We start from the raw sequence: 15,346 nt of genomic DNA, 5'->3' as shown, positions 1-15,346 counted from the left end.
TTGACAATGGTTCTCAATTATACCGAGGTTCTTCCTTCACGCCCGGTTTGTGGCCCGATCGCGCGCATCGCCGGGCATTTTCACATTGCGTATCGGTATTTGTTGGGCCTGTTGCGCGCCCCTATCCTGTTTTCACCGACATCGATAGGGGCAGCAAATGACGACACTGGAAAGCACGCGGCTGGAAGTCCGGCCGCTTTCGGTCTTCACCGGCGCGGAGATCCACGGCGTGGATCTGCGGCAGCCGCTGGCGCAGCACGAGGTGGAGCAGATCAAGGAGGCGCTGCAACGCTGGAAGGTGGTGTTCTTCCGCGACCAGCACATCGACCATGCGCAGCACCTGGCGTTCGCGCGGCATTTCGGGCGACCGACTTCGGCCCATCCATATGACGCCAATCCGCCCGAGGGCTATCCGCAGATCCGCACGATCTCCTCGAAGTCCACCGTCGGCCGGCGCGGCGAGCGCTGGCACACCGACGTCACCGGCGTGGTCAATCCGCCGGCGGGCTCGATCCTGCGCGCCGGCGCGCAGGTGCCCGAGTATGGCGGCGACACCGTGTTCACCAACCTCGCGGCGGCCTACCAGAACCTGTCGCCCGCGGTGAAGGCGCTGGCCGACGGACTGTGGGCGCGGCACCAGTTCGGCGGCTACAACGGCGACCTGGACAACCAGACGCTGTACGCGCAGCGGGTGCAGGCCAGCCCGCTGGTGTCCGAGCATCCGGTGGTGCGGGTGCTGCCGGAGACGGGCGAGCGCGTGCTGTTCGTGAACCCCGGCTTCACGCGCAGGATCAAGGACGTGAGCGAGGAGGAAAGCCGCCACCTGCTGAACCTGTTCTTCGAGGAGATCACGCGTCCCGAGTACACGGCGCGCTTTCGCTGGCAACCGGGCAGCATCGCGTTCTGGGACAACCGCGCCACGGCGCACCAGGGGCCGGGCGACTTCGCCTACCTGGACGTCGAGCGGGTGCTGTACCGCATCACGCTGGAAGGCGAGGTGCCGGAGGGCGTGGACGGGCGGCGGTCCAATGCGGTGCTGGGCAAGCCGTTCAGCGCCTTCGGCGTGGATACGGGAGCCGCGGCATGAACCTCAAGCGCAAATCCGTGGTCCGCGGGGGCCTGGGGCTCGTGGCCGGCGTGATCCTGGGCGCGGGGCTGCTGAGCAATTTCGCGGGGTCGGCGCCGGTGCCCGGCGAGGACGCCAACCGCTATCCGAACCGGCCGGTCAAGATCGTGGTGCCGGTATCGGCCGGCGGCAGCGCCGACAAGCTGGCGCGCACCGTGGCGCAGAAGCTGGGCGAGAAGTGGAACCAGAGCGTGGTGGTCGAGAACCAGCCCGGCGCCAGCAGCGCCATCGGCAACGCCGCGGTGGCCCATGCGCGCGGCGACGGCTATACCTTGCTGCTGGGCGGCGACGCGCTGTCGCTCAATGCCTTGCAGCCGGGCAAGCTGTCCTACGATCCCCTGCGCGATCTGCGCGGCGTGACCAAGGCGGTCGTCAATCCGCAGTTGCTGGTGGTGCGCCCGGGCCTGGGCGTGCGGACCTTCCAGGAGTTCGTGGAACTGGTGCGGCGCCGGCCGGGCGAGATCTCGATGGCCTTGCCGGGCGGCACGGGCAGCCTGCAGCATCTGGCGGTGGAGCTGCTGAACGAACGCATCGGCGCCAAGACCAACCAGATCCCATACCCCGGCGGCGGGCCGGCCACGCTGGACGTGCTGGGCGGCCACGTGGACGCCATGCTCATCACGCTGGCCGCGGCCACGGAGAACGTGCGCAGCGGCAAGCTGGTGGCGCTTGCCGTCACCACGCCATACCGCTCCAAGGCGCTGCCGGACGTGCCCACGATCCAGGAGTCGGGATTGGCGGACTACTCGGTGGAAAGCTGGCAGGGATTCTCCGTGCCGGCCTCCACGCCGCGCGCGGTGGTGGACCGCATCCACCGCGACGTGGTGGCCGTGCTGCGCGAACCTGAGACGTCCGCGCTACTGGAGAACCTGGGCTTCACCATCGCCGCCAGTTCGCCGGAGGCGGTGGACCAGACGGTGCGCGACGACATCGCGGCGTATCGCCGCGTGATCGTGTCGGCGGACGTGAAACTGAAATAGCCGCGGGGCGAGGGCGGCATCGAAGGGCGCGGCGCTTGCCGCGCCCTTCGTCGTTCGCGGCTAGGGAAGACGTGGCGGCGGCAGCCTCATATTGATATCTGAAACGCTTCTTTGCCTTGCGGTCTTGCGGCAAGCAGCATGGAGGTCCGTTCATTGCACACGACACAATCTCATGGCTATCCGCAAGTCACCGGGCGCGGCCCGGATCGCAATCTCCCTGGCGCTGGCCGCCGCGGCCGGCGCGGCCCACGCCGACGCGACCCTGGACAAGGTCAAGGAACGCGGCACGATCACCATCGGCGTGCTGGCCAACGGCGGCGTATTCGGTTCGCTGGATCCGGCCACGCAGCAGCTGGTGGGCTGGAACCCCGAGCTGGCGCGCGAACTGGCCAAGGGCCTGGGGGTGAAGGCGGAACTGGTGCAGGTCCAGACCGCCACGCGCACGCAGTTCCTCATTTCGGGCAAGGTGGACCTGCTGATCGCGTCCATGGAACTGAACCCGGAACGCGCCGAGATCCTGGGCTACGCGCCCACGCCGTTCTTCCGCGTCGGCGGCGCCGCGGCCACGCTGAAGAACAGCGGCATCGCCAAGTGGGAGGACCTGCGCGGCAAGCCGGTGTGCGTCTCGCAGGGCAGTAGTTTCGCGCGCCCCTTGTCGGCCGACTACGGCGCGCAGGTCAAGGGCTACAAGAGTTCGTCGGACTCGCTGCTGGCCCTGCGCGGCGGCCAGTGCGTGGCGGCCGTGCACGACTCCACGCTGATCCATCCCTTGCTGCGCAACAACCCGGAATGGGCGGATTACCACGCGCCCATCGCCACCGAAGTGCTGCCGGCCAATTCCGTCGTCTGGACCCGCAAGGGCGAGGCCGACACCATCGCGGCCGTGGACAAGGTGGTGCAGGACTGGCACCGCAGCGGCTGGCTGATCGCCACCGAAAAGCGCCTGGGCATCGAGCCGCCGCAGCCGCTGCTCGAAGCGTTGCACGCCAAGTACAAGCAGGGCAGCTGAGCGCGCCCGGGACCCCGACGGAAGAACGCAGATGAAGCAATCACGCATCAAGCCGGCCCTCGCGCTGGCGCTGGCCGCGGCGACGGCCCTGGCGGCTGGCGCCGCGCACGCGGACGCCACGCTGGACCGGATCAAGCAGCGCGGCCGGATCGCCATCGGGATCGATGGCGCGAGCCCGCCTTTCGGGCTGCTGGATCCGGCCACCGGCAAGGTGGGCGGCTTCCAGACCGAACTGGGCGCGGACCTCGCCCGGCGATTGGGCGTGTCGCTGGAGACCGTGCCGGTCACCGCCGCGACGCGCGTGCAGTTCCTGCAGGCGGGCAAGGTCGACCTGCTGATCGCGAACATCCAATGGACGCAGGAACGCAGCGAGATCCTCAGCTACGCGCCCACGCCCTACAACCTGGTCGGCGGCGCGGCCATGGTGTCCAAACAGAGCGGCATCAAGCGCTGGGAGGACCTGAAGGGCAAGGTGGCCTGCGTGTCCCAGGGCAGCAACTTCGCCAAGCCGCTGCAGGAGACCTACGGCGCGGTGGTCAAGGGCCTGCGCAACATCCCCGAGTCGCTGCTGGCGCTGAAAGGAGGCAGCTGCGACGCGTCGGTGCATATCCAGCCGGCGTTGTACGAAACGCTGCACGGACCCAACGGCGGGCAGTGGAGCGGCTTCGAGCTGGCCACGGCCGACCAGCTGATCCCGTCGCCCACCGTCATCTGGACGCGGCGCGGGGAAGCCGAGACGCGCGCCTTCGTGGACGGCGCGATCCGCGACTGGCTCAAGACCGGGCTGCTGCTGCGGGAAGCGGAACGCTTCGGCGTGCCGGCCGATTACCTGAAAGAAGCGAGCGCGGCCGCGCGGGAAGGCCGCTACGAAAGCGCGCCGCCCGAGGCCGCCGCCCGCCCATGACCGACGGCGGCGCCACCCGGCCCGACGTGCCCGCAACCGACGAATCCGCAAGGCTCACCATGACTGCATCCCTGTTTCCCGGCGTCCTATCGCGCCGGGCCCGCGGCGCCGAACTGTCGCCCATCGCCGCCGCCGGCGCGCGCGCGGCGCGGCTGGCGGCCGAAGGCCGCTCCATCGTGACGCTGACTTCGGGCGAACCCGATTTCGATACCCCGTCGCCCATCAAGGACGCCGCGGGCGCGGCGCTGGAACGGGGCCAGACCAAGTACACGCCCACCGCGGGCACGGCGGCGCTGCGCCGCGCCGTGGCGCAAGGCTATGGCCGGCGCCATGGCCTGGACGCGGATGCGTCCAACGTCATCGTGTCCAACGGCGGCAAGCAGGTGATCTACCTGGCGCTCAATGCCACGCTGGACGAGGGCGACGAAGTGATCGTGCCGGCGCCGTACTGGCCGACCTTTCCCGACGCGGTCCGGATCAATGGCGGAACCCCGGTCATCGTAGAGACGCGGGCGGGGGAAGGGTTCAAGCTGACGCCGCGCGCGCTGCGCGAGGCGATCACGCCGCGCACGAAATGGCTGATCCTGAATTCGCCCGCCAATCCCTCGGGCGCGGTCTACGGCGCCGATGAGCTGGCGGCGCTGGCCGCGGTGCTGCGCGAGGCGCCGCGGGTGCTGGTGCTGTGGGACGAGATGTACGAGGAAATCTGGTTCGAGCAGTCGCCGGCGCACCTGTTGCGCGCGGCGCCGGACCTGGCCCACCGCGTGCTGGCGGTCAATGGCGTGTCCAAGGCCTATGCCATGACCGGCTGGCGGATCGGCTGGGGCGTCGGGCCGAAGCCGCTCGTCCACGCGCTGGAAGCGGTGCAGTCGCAAGTGTCCTCGGGCCCCAGTTCGGTGGGCCAGGCAGCGGCGCTCGCGGCGCTGGAGGGCGCGGCGGACGGCTTTGTCGAGACCGCCCGCCTGGCGTATGCGCGGCGGGCGCAGCGGGTGGTCGAAGGGCTGGGCGCGATTGCGGGCCTGAGGGTGCATGCGCCGCAAGGCGCGTTCTTCGCCTGGATCGGCGTAGAGGACCTGATCGGCGCCGCGCGTCCCGACGGACGGCGGATCGCGGACGATGGCGACCTGGCCGACTGGCTGCTGGAGGCCGAGGGCGTGGCCGTGGTGCGGGGCGCGGCCTACGGCCTGTCGCCCTACCTGCGGCTGTCGTTCGCGGCATCGGACGCCGACATCGAGGCCGCCATTGCGCGCATCGGGCGCGCGGTCGCGGCGCTGGCGCCGGCCGGGTCCGACGCCCGGCGGCGGGAGGAGGCCGCATGATCGAGCCGGCATTGCGCGCCTGGGTGGCATTCTTCAAGCCGCTGGGCCTGAACTACGGCTTCGTGCTGGATGCGGGCGAACTGGCCGCCTTCGGCCACGGGCTGCTGGTGACCTTGCAGCTTTGCGCCTGGACCATTCCCGTCAGCCTGCTGTTCGGCGTGCTGATCGCCGCCGGCCTCACCAGCGGCCGCGCCTGGCTGGCCGGGCCGCTGCAGGCCTTCGTGGAAGTCACGCGCAACACGCCCACGCTGGTGCAGCTGTATTGCGCCTTCCTGGTGTTGAACATGCTGATCACGCAGAAGCTGGGCGGCGGCAATCCGATCACGCCGTTCGCCTGGGTGGTGATCGTGGTGGCGCTGCACAAGGGCGTGTTCCATGCCGAGGCCCTGCGCGCCGGCATCCAGGCGGTGCCGGCGGTGACGCTGGAAGCGGCGCGGTCGCTGGCGTTTTCGCGCGGCCAGATCCTGGTCCAGGTGCAGTTGCCGCTGGCGCTGCGCTTCGCGCTGCCGGCCCTGGTCAACAACCTGGTGGACCTGGTGAAGATGACGGCCATCGCCTCGGCCATCGCCGTGGGCGACGTGACCTACGAGTCCATCATGATCTGGTCGCACCGGGACAATGTGCTGGAACTGCTGCTCCTGATCCTGCTGTATTTCGGCCTGCTGACCTGGCTGGTCAGCGTGGGCGGGCGCTGGCTGGAAGAACGCTTGAGGATGCCCGGCTATGGCCAATGATCTTGCATTGAACGCGGCGCGCGGCCAAGCCGCCCGAGGCGGGCCGTCGGCGCTGCTGCGCGACCCTTGGTTCGTCCTGCTGCTGGCGCTTGCCGCGCTGGCCCTGGCCTGGGCCGCCACCGACACCACGCCGGCGGCCGTGCGGGCGCTGTGGCACTGGTCGCCCGCGCTGCTGCGCGGGCTGGGGGTCAATATCCAGATCAGCGTGCTGGCCATGGCGCTGGGCACGGTCGTGGGCCTGGCGGTCGGCGCCTTGTCGCTGTCGCCGTCCGCGCTGCTGCGGCGGCTGACGCGGGCCTACGTGCTGCTGTTTCGCAACGCGCCCATCCTGGTGCTGGTGTACTTCACGACCTACGTATTCCCGTTCGAGCTGAGCGTAGGGGGGTGGAGCGTGCCGTTTCCGGACTGGATCAAGGTCGTGATCGGCCTGGGCCTGCCGGCCAGCGCCAACGTGGCCGAGATCTTCCGCGGGGCGATCCAGTCCATCCCGAGCGCGCAATGGGAGGCCGCCCAGTCGCTGGCGTTCCGGCGCGCGCAGATCTTCCGCATGATCGTGCTGCCGCAATGCGTGCGTCGGATGCTGCCCTCGTGGATGAACCTGTACGCCAGCATCACCATGAGCACTTCGCTGGCCTCGCTGGTGGGCGTGCACGACCTGGTCGACACGGCCACCGTGGCAAGCAACACCGTGGCCCGCAGCGACTTCACCATCCTCGTGTATTTCACCCTGTTGGCGCTTTTCTTCGCCTATTGCTATCCCATCGCGCGCTGGACGCGGTATCTGGAACGACGCCATGAGCATCATTGATTTCGAGGCGCGCGCCGCCTCGCCGGCGGCCTCCGCGCCGCAACCCGCGCCCCTGGTCAGCCTGCGCGACGTGCACCTGGCCTTCGGCCACACCGAGGTGCTCAAGGGCATCGACGTCGAAGTCCGGCGCGGCCAGGCCGTGTCCATCATCGGGCCGTCGGGCTCGGGCAAGTCCACCATCCTGCGCTGCGTTACCGGCCTGCTGCGTCCGCAGCGCGGAGAGATCGAGGTCGACGGCCTGCGGGTGGACGAACTGCGGACGGAAGCCGAACTGATCCGATTGCGCCGGCGGGTGGGTTTCGTGTTCCAGCAATACAACCTGTTCCCGCACCTGAGCGTGCTGCAGAACCTGGTGATCTCGCCGGTCAAGGTCGGCGGCGAGCCGAGGGCGCAGGCGCAGGCGCGGGCCCGCGAGCTGCTGGCCAAGGTGCGCATGGAGCACAAGGAGAACGCCTATCCCGGCGAACTCTCGGGCGGGCAGCAGCAGCGCGTCGCGATCGCGCGCGCGCTGGCGTTGCAGCCCGAACTGATCCTGTTCGACGAAGTGACTTCGGCGCTGGATCCGGAGATGGTCGGCGAAGTGCTGACCGTGATCCGCGACCTGGTGCAGGACGGCCTGACCTGCATGCTGGTCACGCACGAGATGCGCTTCGCCGAAGAGGTGAGCGACACGGTGTACTTCACCGAAGCCGGGCGCATCGTCGAATCCGGCCCGCCGTCGCGGCTGTTCGGCGCGCCGGCCAGCGGGCGCACGCGCGCCTTCCTGCAACGCTCGTCCGGCGCGCCCGCCGCGCGCAAGGCCGCGTCCGATCCCATCCAGAACTATTTGCGCATCGACCCGCTGCGCCTCGCAGTGTGAATCCCAAGGAGCCCTCCATGACCCAAGAATCCGCGATTGCCGCCGAACGCCGCCAGCAGGTGCAGGCGGCCCTGTCCGATATCGAATCCCTGCTGCCGCCCGCGGGCGCGGTGACGCGCGAGCAGCTGGCCGCGATCACGGCCCGGCTCGAACAGCTGGCGCAGCGGCGCGAGCTCTTCCCGGTAGCGGACTTCCCGCCGCCGGCCGCGGGGCAGGGCGTGGGCGCGTCCACGCGCTACCGGCTGAACCCGGACGACGCGCCGGACGCGCCGGCGCTCTACCTGAACTCCATCAACCCGGGCAAGACCACCTTGCCGCACGACCACACGACCTGGGCATGCATCGTGGCGCTGTCGGGCGAGGAACTGAACCGCGTGTACCGCCGCAGCGACGACGGTCCGCGGGCCGGCCGGGCGACGCTGGAGCAGGTGCGCGAAGTGGTGGTGCGGCCGGGCCAGTCGGTCTCGTTCCTGCCGGACGACATCCACAGCATCCACGTCACGGGCGCCGCGCCCACGTTGCACTTCCACCTCTATGGGCAGCCGCTGGAAACGCTGTCGGGCCGGATCGGCATCGACCTCGCCACGGGCGAGATCGTGAACTACAACGCCACGCAGATGAAGCCGGGCCAGGAGGTGCGAGCATGACCGCCGCCCAGGCCCGCATCCAGACCCGGCTGGTGCACGCCGGCTCGCCCGAGCTGACGCAGGGCGCCGGGCCGGTGAACGTGCCGGTGGTGCGCACCAGCACCGTGCGCTTCGCCGACACCGCCACGCAGGCGGCCCTGGCGGGGCAACGCGCCGCCGGCGAGCGCGTGGCCACCTATGGCCGGCACGGGTTGGACACGCACCAGGCGCTGGAGGAGGCGGTGGCGTCGCTGGAAGGGGGCTACCGCAGCCTGCTGGCCCCTTCGGGGCTGTCGGCCATCGTGCTGGTGCTGCTGGCCACGTTGGCGCCGGGCGACCACGCCCTGGTCTCCGACGGCGTGTATTCGCCGGTGCGCAAGGTCGACCGCGCGCTCCTGCAGCGCTACGGCATCGAGGTGGAGTACTTCTCCGCCGCGCGCGACGCGCTGGAGCCGCTGATCCGGCCGAACACGCGGCTGCTGTACCTGGAATCGCCCAGTTCGCTGCTGTACGAGGTGCTGGACCTGCCGGCGCTGGCGGCCGTGGCCCGTCGCCACGGCGTGCTGGTGGCGGCCGACAACACCTGGAGCGGGGGCCTCTACTACCAGCCGCTGGCGCTGGGCGCGCATATTTCGCTCCAGGCGGCGACCAAGTACCTGGCCGGGCATTCGGACGTGATGATGGGCGTGGTGACGGTGGACGGGCCGGATCTGGCCCGGCAGCTCGGCGCCACCGCGGATGCCCTGGGGCTGGCGGTCGGGGCCGACGACGCCTACCTGACCTTGCGCGGCCTGCGCACGCTGGACGTGCGGCTGGCGCGCCATCACGAGAATGCGCTGGGGGTGGCCGAATACCTCGCCGGCCAGCCGGACGTGGCGAGCGTGTATTACCCGGCGCTCGCGCAAGACCCCGGCCATGAACTGTGGCGGCGCGACTACAGCGGCGCGAGCGGGTTGGTGTCGTTCGCCTTCCGCCATCCGGAGCCGGCCGCGGCCTCTCATTTCATCGACGCGCTGCGCTACTTCTCGATCGGCGCGTCCTGGGGCGGCTATGAAAGCCTGGCGCTGGAAGCGGCGCCCGAGCGGCTGGCCGAGCATGGCGCCTGGCGAGAGGGCGGCCATGCGCGGCAATCGGTGGTGCGCCTGCATATCGGCCTGGAGAGCCCGCTCGATCTGATCGAGGACCTCGAACGCGCTTTCGGCGCGACCCGCGACGCCTTGCGCCGCAGCGCCTGAGGCATATGCAAATGAGCGTTTTTCTTTAGGGTTTCCGGCTATGTAGAAGCAACTTCATCCTCTTTGTCCCGGCATGCCCGACGGCACTAGAATCAGCCCTGTTCCATGTAGGCGGCAGGGCATGTCTTCTCTTTCGATCGATTCGGTGCAGCTTCCATTCCTCGCGCGTCGGCTGGACGCCATGCGCGAGTTCTATCACCTCATCGTCGGGCTGGACGAGGTTGCGTGCGCGGACGGCCAGCGGCTGCGCTTCGCGCTGGGCGAAGCGACCTTGTCGCTGTCGCCCGTGGACGAGCTCAGCCGGGCCGTCAGGCCCGACTACCTCGCGATCCGGACCCGCGCCTACGACGATATCCTCGCGCGGTTGACGCGGGCGGGCCATCATCCCGTCTGTTCGCCGCCCCAGGCCTTGCCCCGCGTCATGTACGTGAAAGACCCGTCCGGCAACCAGCTGGCCTTCATGGGCTGAGGCGCGCGATGAACTTCCAGCAATTGCGCTCCGTGCGCGAAGCCGTGCGCCAGGACTTCAACCTCACCGACGTGTCCGAAAGCCTGCATACCTCGCAGCCCGGCGTCAGCCGCCAGATCCGGGAGCTGGAGGAGGAGGTGGGCGTGGACATCTTCGTGCGTTCGGGCAAGCGGCTCATCGGCCTGACCCCGCCCGGCGAACTGATCCTGCCGCTGGTCGAGCAGATCCTGCAGTGCGCCGACAACATCCGCCACGCGGGCGCGGAGTACGCGGACAGCCGGACCGGCGTGCTGTCGATCGCCGCCACGCACTCGCAGGCGCGCTATGCCTTGCCGCCGGTCATCAAGGAGTTCCGCCAGCGCTATCCCGACGTGGTGCTGCACCTGCACCAGGGCTCGCCCAAGCAGGTGTCGGAAATGCTGCTGGAGGGCGAGGCCGACATCGGCGTGGCCACCGAGGCCGTGGCCGACTATCCGGGGCTAGTCAACCTGCCGTGCTACCGCTGGAGCCACAGCATCATCGTGCCGCAAGGTCATCCGCTGGAGCGCCAGGACGCCGTCACGCTCTCGCAACTGTCGCGCCATCCCATCATCACCTACGGGCGGGGCTACACCGGGCGGGCGCATATCGACGAAGCTTTCGCGCGCGCGGGCATCACGCCCGACATCGTCATGACCGCGATGGACGCGGATGTGATCAAGACCTACGTGGAGCTGGAACTGGGCGTGGGCATCGTGGCCGCCGTGGCCTGGGATCCCGAGCGCGACACGCGCCTGCGCGCCATCGACGCCCGCCATCTGTTCGAGATCAACCTGACGCGGCTGGCGATCCGGCGCGGCGCCTGGTTGCGCGGCTATGCCTATCACTTCATCGAGCTGTTCGTCCCCACCTTGACGCGCGACGTCGTCGAGCGCGAGTTGAAGGGCGCGGCCTGAGCGCGGCGCCCAGCGCATATCCTTAGACGCATTTCTACGTTGTCCGGCGGGGCCGGCGGGACGTAGTCTGACCCGTTCTTCATCCAAGGAATGACGGGTCATCCCATGAGCACACACTCCCCGGCGGCCGCCCCGGCCGCAAGCAAGCATACCGAGCGCGCCCAGGCCGTGCTCGCCTTCATCGCCGAGGCGAAGCGGCTGGCGCCGGACAGCGCCCGCGCGACGCCGGACCAGCTGCGGCAGGTGGCCGAGCGCCTGGAGGCGCTGGGCCGCCGCCGCGACCTGTTCCCGCCGGAGGCCTTCAGCGTGGTGCCGGGCCGCCCGGCGTCCATCTACCGGCTGGCGGAGGACGCGGACGGGGGCTATGCGCTCTACCTGTCGCTGGGCGAACCGGGCAAGGCCCAGCCGCCGCACGACCACACGACCTGGGCCATCATCGCCGGCGTGGCCGGCGTGGAGCGCAACGAGGTCTATGCGCGCCGCAAGAGCGCCGATCCCGCCCGCGACACCCTGGCGCACGCGCGCCGCGTGGACGTGGGCCCGGGCCAATCGATCGTCCTGGGGCCGGACGACGTCCACACCATCGAACTGGTGGGCGACGAGCCGGGCGCGCACCTGCATTTCTACGGCCTGGCGCTGGACCGCCTGCCGGGGCGCGTCGTATTCGAAAGCGCCCAGGGCGGCTCGTACCGCACTTTCTCGCCGCCCGCGGCGATCTTCCACGCCCGCGTTTCGCCGCAGGCCCTGCAGGACGAATTGCGCGGCGAGGCCGAGATCGCCGTGCTGGACGTGCGCGAGGCCGGCCGCTATGCGCGCCGCCATCTGCTGCATGCCGCGCCCGCGCCGCTGTGGCGCCTGGAGCTGCTGGCCGACCGCCTGGTGCCGCGCCGCGGCACCCGCATCGTGCTGGTGGACGACGACGAGACGCTGGCCCACCAGGCCGCGGCCAAGCTGGCGCGCCTGGGATGGACCGATATCGCCGTGCTCGCGGGCGGCACCGATGGCTGGGAGCGCGAAGGCCGCGAACTGTTCTCCGGCACCAACGTGCCCAGCAAGGCCTTCGGCGAAGTGATCGAGCACGAGAAGCACACGCCCTGGATCGACGTGGACGAGCTGCATGAGCGCGTCGCGCGCGGCGACGACATCGTGGTGGTCGACAGCCGCACGCCCGAGGAATTCCACAACTTCACGCTGCCGTTCTCGCACAGCCTGCCGGGCGCGGAGCTGGTCTACCGCATCCGCGAGCTGGCGCCCGATCCCGACACCTTCGTGGTGGTGAATTGCGCCGGCCGCACGCGCAGCATCGTCGGCGCGCAGACCCTGATCGACGCCGGCATCCCCAACCGCGTGGCCTCGCTGCGCAACGGCACCATGGAATGGCTGCTGTCCGGCCGCGAGCTGGCCTATGGCCGGCAGGCGGCCTTGCCGGAACCGGACGCGCAATCCCTGGAAGCCGCGCGCGCGCAGGCCCGCAACGTGGCCGAGCGCGCGGGCATCGGCTACATCGACGCCGCCACGCTGCGGGCGTTCGAGGCCGAACAGGATGCCCGCACGCTCTACCGGTTCGACGTGCGCACCCGCGAGGAATACGAAGCCGGCCATCTGGAAGGCTGGCGCTGGGCCCCCGGCGGACAGCTGGTGCAGGCCACGGACGAATACCTGGCGACGCGCCGGGCCCGCGTGGTGCTGGCGGACTGGGACGGCGTGCGCGCCTTGACCACCGGCGCCTGGCTGGCGCAGCTGGGCGCGGTCGAAGTCTATCTGTACCAGCCGCCGGCGCTGGCGCCGCGCCAGACCGGGCCCGAGCCGCGCCGCGTGCTCCGGCACCGCCCCGAGGCCGGCGCATTGCGCGCCGAGGCGTTGCGGATCGCGCTGGACGCGCAGGCGGCCGATGTGTTCGACGTGGAATCGCGCGGCGCCTACGAGCGCGGCCACGTGCCCGGCGCGCGTTTCGCGGCGCCGGACCGCCTGGCCGAATTCCTGCCCGCCGACACGGCGCGCGTCATCGTGCTGACCTCGTCGGACGGCGTGCTGGCGGGCGCGGTGGCCGCGGAACTGGCCTGGCGGACCGGGCGGCCGGTGCGCTACCTGCTGGGCGGCACGCGGGCCTGGGCGGCGCAGGGATTGCCGCTGGCGACCGGCGCGCAAGGCGTGCTGACCGGGGACGACGACCAGAGCATCAGCCCCTACCTGTTCGAGGATCTCGCCGCCCGCGACCAGGGCTTCCGCGAGTATCTGGACTGGGAGCTGGGGCTGGTCGCGCAGCTGGAGCGCGAGGGCAGCGAGGACATCCGCCTCATCGCCCAGGCTTAGCGCCCTGCGCGGCCGGCGCCGGCGGGGGCCGCGTCCGCGATGGCGGCCATCAGGTCATCGGCATGTACCATCAGCGCGCGCGCTTCGCACAGCATGGGGTACTGCCGCAGCACGCCCGTCCATTGCGGCGATTCCAGCAGCTGGCGCCAGACCGGCTCCAGCGCGTCGGGCGCCGGATCCTGGCCCTGTGCCAGCCGGCTGGCGTATTCCAGGCTGGCCGGGGCGGACAGCAGCTGCATGCGGCTGGCGGCGCTGAGCAGGCGCGGCATCGCGTCGGCGGGGCCGTCGCAGAAATACAGCACCGCCCGCTCCAGCGCGGGGCCTTCGGTGGGCAGGGCGCGCAGCGAGGCGCCGCGCAAGGGGAAGGCTCCCTGCCGGGTACTGAAGACGTAGTCGGCCTGGGCGTCGGCCTCGGCCAGCAGGCGGAGCCCGCGCAGGAGGCGGGGGAAATCCGTGGCCGCGGCGTCCGCCGAGGCCTTGGCTTCCAGCAACAGGCAGAGATCCCAGGCCGGCGCCGCGCCGTCGTTCGCGGAACGCCGCAGCAAGGCGGCGTCCCATTCGCTCTTGGCGCGCGCGGCGCTGGCGGGAAAGGCGGCGGGCACGCGCATCGAAGAGACGGCGCGATAGGCCGCGCCGGTTTCCGCGGCATTGAGCCCGCGGGCCAAAGCTTCCAGCGCCTGCAAGGCCAGCGCTTCGACGGCGTCGCCGCGCGCCCGCGAGGCGTTGCCCTGCGTGGCGGCCGTGGCGCTGCCGGGGCGCGGGCCCTGTTGTTCCCACAATGTCCGATACCGGCGGGCGTCTTCGTCGCGCTCCAGCGAGGCCAGGCGATGCAGTCGCGCGAGCGCCGGGCTGGCGAGCAGGCGTTCCAGCGCGGCCGCCGCGGCGTCTTCCCGCAAGGCGGCCGACTCTCGCAGCGCGTTGGCGGCCTCGGCCAGCGCCGCCCAGCGCGCCTCCACCGCTGCCGCGCGCAGGGCGGTCAGGGCGTCCCGCGCAGGCCCGGGGGCCATGCGCTCCACCTTGGCCGGATGCGCGATGGTGTTGGCGGCGGCCAGGACTTCGCGGCGGTCCTGGGCGGCGCCGGCCGACAGCGAGGCGTATTCGCGCACCCGGGCATTGCGGTGGCGCATCGACATGGCCTGGAACACGGGATCGCCTTCGTCGGGGCGCATGGCATCGCGGATCAGCCGAGCCAGCGCCCCAAGAAAGGCAACCCTGACCGAGGGCGCGGGCGCGGTGCCGGCGGCCAGGCTGGCGCGGGCCTGTTCGATGCGAACCGCAAGCGCCGTCGCGGGCATCGCGTCGTCGCTGGGGAATTCGGAAAGGGCCGGCACGCGATAGCGGCGGGCGACGGCGCGCAGCGTGGCGTCCAGCAGGGGATGGGGCGGCGGCAGGGGCATGGCGGCCCAAGCCTACCGCGTTGTGCGCGGCGCCGCAACGGCGCCGGCCCGCCGCCCCGGCCGCGGCTTACTTGAACAGCGCGGCGTTCTCTTCCAGCACGGCGTCGGCGCATTGCGCGTCCAGGTTGCCGCCCGGCGCGCCGGCCACGCCGATGGCGCCGATCACGTTGGAACCGGCCTTGATCGGCACGCCGCCGCCCAGCAGCAGGAAGCCGGGGATATCGGTCAGGTTGGCCGCGCCGGGGTTCTTCTGGGCGTTTTCCATCATGGTCAGCGTGGGGGTCTTGGCCGAGACGGCGGTGAACGCCTTGGCGCGGCTGGCCTCGATGGTGTGGGGGCCGGCGTTGTCGGCGCGGGCGAAGGCCTTGAGCAGGCCGGCGCGGTCCACGACCGAGGCGCTGACGTTGTAGCCCTTGGCCTGGCAGGCGGCGACGGTGGCCGCGGCCAGCTTCTGCGCATCGGCCATGGACAGATTGCTTTCGGTCAGCACGGCGGCGTTGGCGGCGCCGGCGCAGGCGAAGAGGACGGCGGAGGCGAGGAGTTTGGGCGACATGTCTGGGTCCTTTCAGGGATCGATAACAGGAGCAGACAGATTAAGGACCGGGGCCGATCGGCGGTATTCGGTCGGCTAC

General features: G+C 70.8%; 15 protein-coding genes. 13 read left to right on the top strand and 2 right to left on the bottom strand.

All coding sequences use genetic code 11. From position 1 onward, the window contains the following. Nucleotides 1–157: 157 nt before the first annotated feature. The 13 genes from ADE01S_RS14280 (at nt 158) to ADE01S_RS14220 (ending at nt 13,317) form a co-directional block, all read left to right on the top strand. The gene (locus ADE01S_RS14280; RefSeq protein WP_062682362.1) at nt 158–1,087 is read left to right on the top strand and encodes a TauD/TfdA dioxygenase family protein; all 930 of its coding nucleotides are present in this window, start codon (nt 158–160) and stop codon (nt 1,085–1,087) included. After that, nucleotides 1,084–2,106: a Bug family tripartite tricarboxylate transporter substrate binding protein gene (locus ADE01S_RS14275; RefSeq protein ID WP_062682361.1), complete on the top strand. Its 1,023-nt coding sequence runs from the start codon at nt 1,084–1,086 to the stop codon at nt 2,104–2,106. The genes ADE01S_RS14280 and ADE01S_RS14275 overlap by 4 nt, the downstream gene beginning before the upstream one ends. A gap of 172 nt (nt 2,107–2,278) precedes the next feature. Continuing rightward, complete coding sequence (locus ADE01S_RS14270) at nt 2,279–3,115, top strand: transporter substrate-binding domain-containing protein (protein ID WP_062682360.1); 837 nt, start codon at nt 2,279–2,281, stop codon at nt 3,113–3,115. 31 nt (nt 3,116–3,146) lie between these two features. Continuing rightward, nucleotides 3,147–4,019, top strand: coding sequence for a transporter substrate-binding domain-containing protein (locus ADE01S_RS14265; RefSeq protein ID WP_062682359.1), 873 nt, complete (start codon nt 3,147–3,149; stop codon nt 4,017–4,019). A gap of 59 nt (nt 4,020–4,078) precedes the next feature. Beyond that, the gene (locus ADE01S_RS14260) at nt 4,079–5,338 is read left to right on the top strand and encodes a pyridoxal phosphate-dependent aminotransferase (RefSeq protein WP_062682448.1); all 1,260 of its coding nucleotides are present in this window, start codon (nt 4,079–4,081) and stop codon (nt 5,336–5,338) included. Continuing rightward, a complete protein-coding gene (locus ADE01S_RS14255; protein ID WP_062682358.1) occupies nt 5,335–6,072 on the top strand; it encodes an amino acid ABC transporter permease in 738 nt (245 codons plus the stop codon). Before ADE01S_RS14260 ends, ADE01S_RS14255 begins: the two co-directional genes overlap by 4 nt. After that, on the top strand, nt 6,062–6,880 hold the full coding sequence (locus ADE01S_RS14250) for an amino acid ABC transporter permease (RefSeq protein ID WP_062682357.1): 819 nt from the start codon (nt 6,062–6,064) through the stop codon (nt 6,878–6,880). Before ADE01S_RS14255 ends, ADE01S_RS14250 begins: the two co-directional genes overlap by 11 nt. Continuing rightward, on the top strand, nt 6,867–7,739 hold the full coding sequence (locus ADE01S_RS14245; protein WP_062682356.1) for an amino acid ABC transporter ATP-binding protein: 873 nt from the start codon (nt 6,867–6,869) through the stop codon (nt 7,737–7,739). Before ADE01S_RS14250 ends, ADE01S_RS14245 begins: the two co-directional genes overlap by 14 nt. Before the next feature lie 17 nt (nt 7,740–7,756). Then, the gene (locus tag ADE01S_RS14240) at nt 7,757–8,386 is read left to right on the top strand and encodes a cysteine dioxygenase family protein (protein ID WP_062682355.1); all 630 of its coding nucleotides are present in this window, start codon (nt 7,757–7,759) and stop codon (nt 8,384–8,386) included. After that, a complete protein-coding gene (gene metC / locus ADE01S_RS14235) occupies nt 8,383–9,600 on the top strand; it encodes a cystathionine beta-lyase (RefSeq protein ID WP_062682354.1) in 1,218 nt (405 codons plus the stop codon). The genes ADE01S_RS14240 and metC overlap by 4 nt, the downstream gene beginning before the upstream one ends. Before the next feature lie 121 nt (nt 9,601–9,721). Further along, nucleotides 9,722–10,069: a VOC family protein gene (locus ADE01S_RS14230; protein ID WP_062682353.1), complete on the top strand. Its 348-nt coding sequence runs from the start codon at nt 9,722–9,724 to the stop codon at nt 10,067–10,069. An 8-nt stretch (nt 10,070–10,077) separates the two neighbouring features. After that, nucleotides 10,078–11,004 carry a CysB family HTH-type transcriptional regulator gene (locus ADE01S_RS14225; RefSeq protein ID WP_062682352.1) on the top strand — a complete coding sequence of 309 codons (927 nt, stop codon included), beginning with the start codon at nt 10,078–10,080 and terminating at the stop codon, nt 11,002–11,004. A 105-nt stretch (nt 11,005–11,109) separates the two neighbouring features. Continuing rightward, nucleotides 11,110–13,317, top strand: coding sequence for a rhodanese-like domain-containing protein (locus ADE01S_RS14220; RefSeq protein WP_062682351.1), 2,208 nt, complete (start codon nt 11,110–11,112; stop codon nt 13,315–13,317). On the opposite strand, the gene ADE01S_RS14215 is transcribed toward ADE01S_RS14220, so the two are convergent. Together ADE01S_RS14215 and ADE01S_RS14210 are read right to left on the bottom strand one after the other, a co-directional pair. Continuing rightward, nucleotides 13,314–14,714 carry a hypothetical protein gene (locus ADE01S_RS14215; RefSeq protein WP_062682350.1) on the bottom strand — a complete coding sequence of 467 codons (1,401 nt, stop codon included), beginning with the start codon at nt 14,712–14,714 and terminating at the stop codon, nt 13,314–13,316. The genes ADE01S_RS14220 and ADE01S_RS14215 overlap by 4 nt on opposite strands. Nucleotides 14,715–14,781: 67 nt before the next feature. Continuing rightward, a complete protein-coding gene (locus ADE01S_RS14210; RefSeq protein WP_062682349.1) occupies nt 14,782–15,267 on the bottom strand; it encodes a GlcG/HbpS family heme-binding protein in 486 nt (161 codons plus the stop codon). Between the last annotated feature and the right edge of the window lie 79 nt (nt 15,268–15,346).

This window comes from Achromobacter denitrificans NBRC 15125 (assembly GCF_001571365.1).
In the GTDB taxonomy this organism is placed as follows: domain Bacteria; phylum Pseudomonadota; class Gammaproteobacteria; order Burkholderiales; family Burkholderiaceae_B; genus Achromobacter; species Achromobacter denitrificans.
Note: the sequence above shows the minus strand (reverse complement) of the source record. Positions and strands in the feature narration are given on the sequence as shown.

Excerpts from the sequence above, each read along its gene's own strand:
- ADE01S_RS14280 (WP_062682362.1), top strand. The coding sequence starts at position 158 with ATGACGACACTGGAAAGCACGCGGCTGGAAGTCCGGCCGCTTTCGGTC.
- ADE01S_RS14275 (WP_062682361.1), top strand. The coding sequence starts at position 1,084 with ATGAACCTCAAGCGCAAATCCGTGGTCCGCGGGGGCCTGGGGCTCGTG.
- ADE01S_RS14270 (WP_062682360.1), top strand. The coding sequence starts at position 2,279 with ATGGCTATCCGCAAGTCACCGGGCGCGGCCCGGATCGCAATCTCCCTG.
- ADE01S_RS14265 (WP_062682359.1), top strand. The coding sequence starts at position 3,147 with ATGAAGCAATCACGCATCAAGCCGGCCCTCGCGCTGGCGCTGGCCGCG.
- ADE01S_RS14260 (WP_062682448.1), top strand. The coding sequence starts at position 4,079 with ATGACTGCATCCCTGTTTCCCGGCGTCCTATCGCGCCGGGCCCGCGGC.
- ADE01S_RS14255 (WP_062682358.1), top strand. The coding sequence starts at position 5,335 with ATGATCGAGCCGGCATTGCGCGCCTGGGTGGCATTCTTCAAGCCGCTG.
- ADE01S_RS14250 (WP_062682357.1), top strand. The coding sequence starts at position 6,062 with ATGGCCAATGATCTTGCATTGAACGCGGCGCGCGGCCAAGCCGCCCGA.
- ADE01S_RS14245 (WP_062682356.1), top strand. The coding sequence starts at position 6,867 with ATGAGCATCATTGATTTCGAGGCGCGCGCCGCCTCGCCGGCGGCCTCC.
- ADE01S_RS14240 (WP_062682355.1), top strand. The coding sequence starts at position 7,757 with ATGACCCAAGAATCCGCGATTGCCGCCGAACGCCGCCAGCAGGTGCAG.
- metC (WP_062682354.1), top strand. The coding sequence starts at position 8,383 with ATGACCGCCGCCCAGGCCCGCATCCAGACCCGGCTGGTGCACGCCGGC.
- ADE01S_RS14230 (WP_062682353.1), top strand. The coding sequence starts at position 9,722 with ATGTCTTCTCTTTCGATCGATTCGGTGCAGCTTCCATTCCTCGCGCGT.
- ADE01S_RS14225 (WP_062682352.1), top strand. The coding sequence starts at position 10,078 with ATGAACTTCCAGCAATTGCGCTCCGTGCGCGAAGCCGTGCGCCAGGAC.
- ADE01S_RS14220 (WP_062682351.1), top strand. The coding sequence starts at position 11,110 with ATGAGCACACACTCCCCGGCGGCCGCCCCGGCCGCAAGCAAGCATACC.
- ADE01S_RS14215 (WP_062682350.1), bottom strand. The coding sequence starts at position 14,714 with ATGCCCCTGCCGCCGCCCCATCCCCTGCTGGACGCCACGCTGCGCGCC.
- ADE01S_RS14210 (WP_062682349.1), bottom strand. The coding sequence starts at position 15,267 with ATGTCGCCCAAACTCCTCGCCTCCGCCGTCCTCTTCGCCTGCGCCGGC.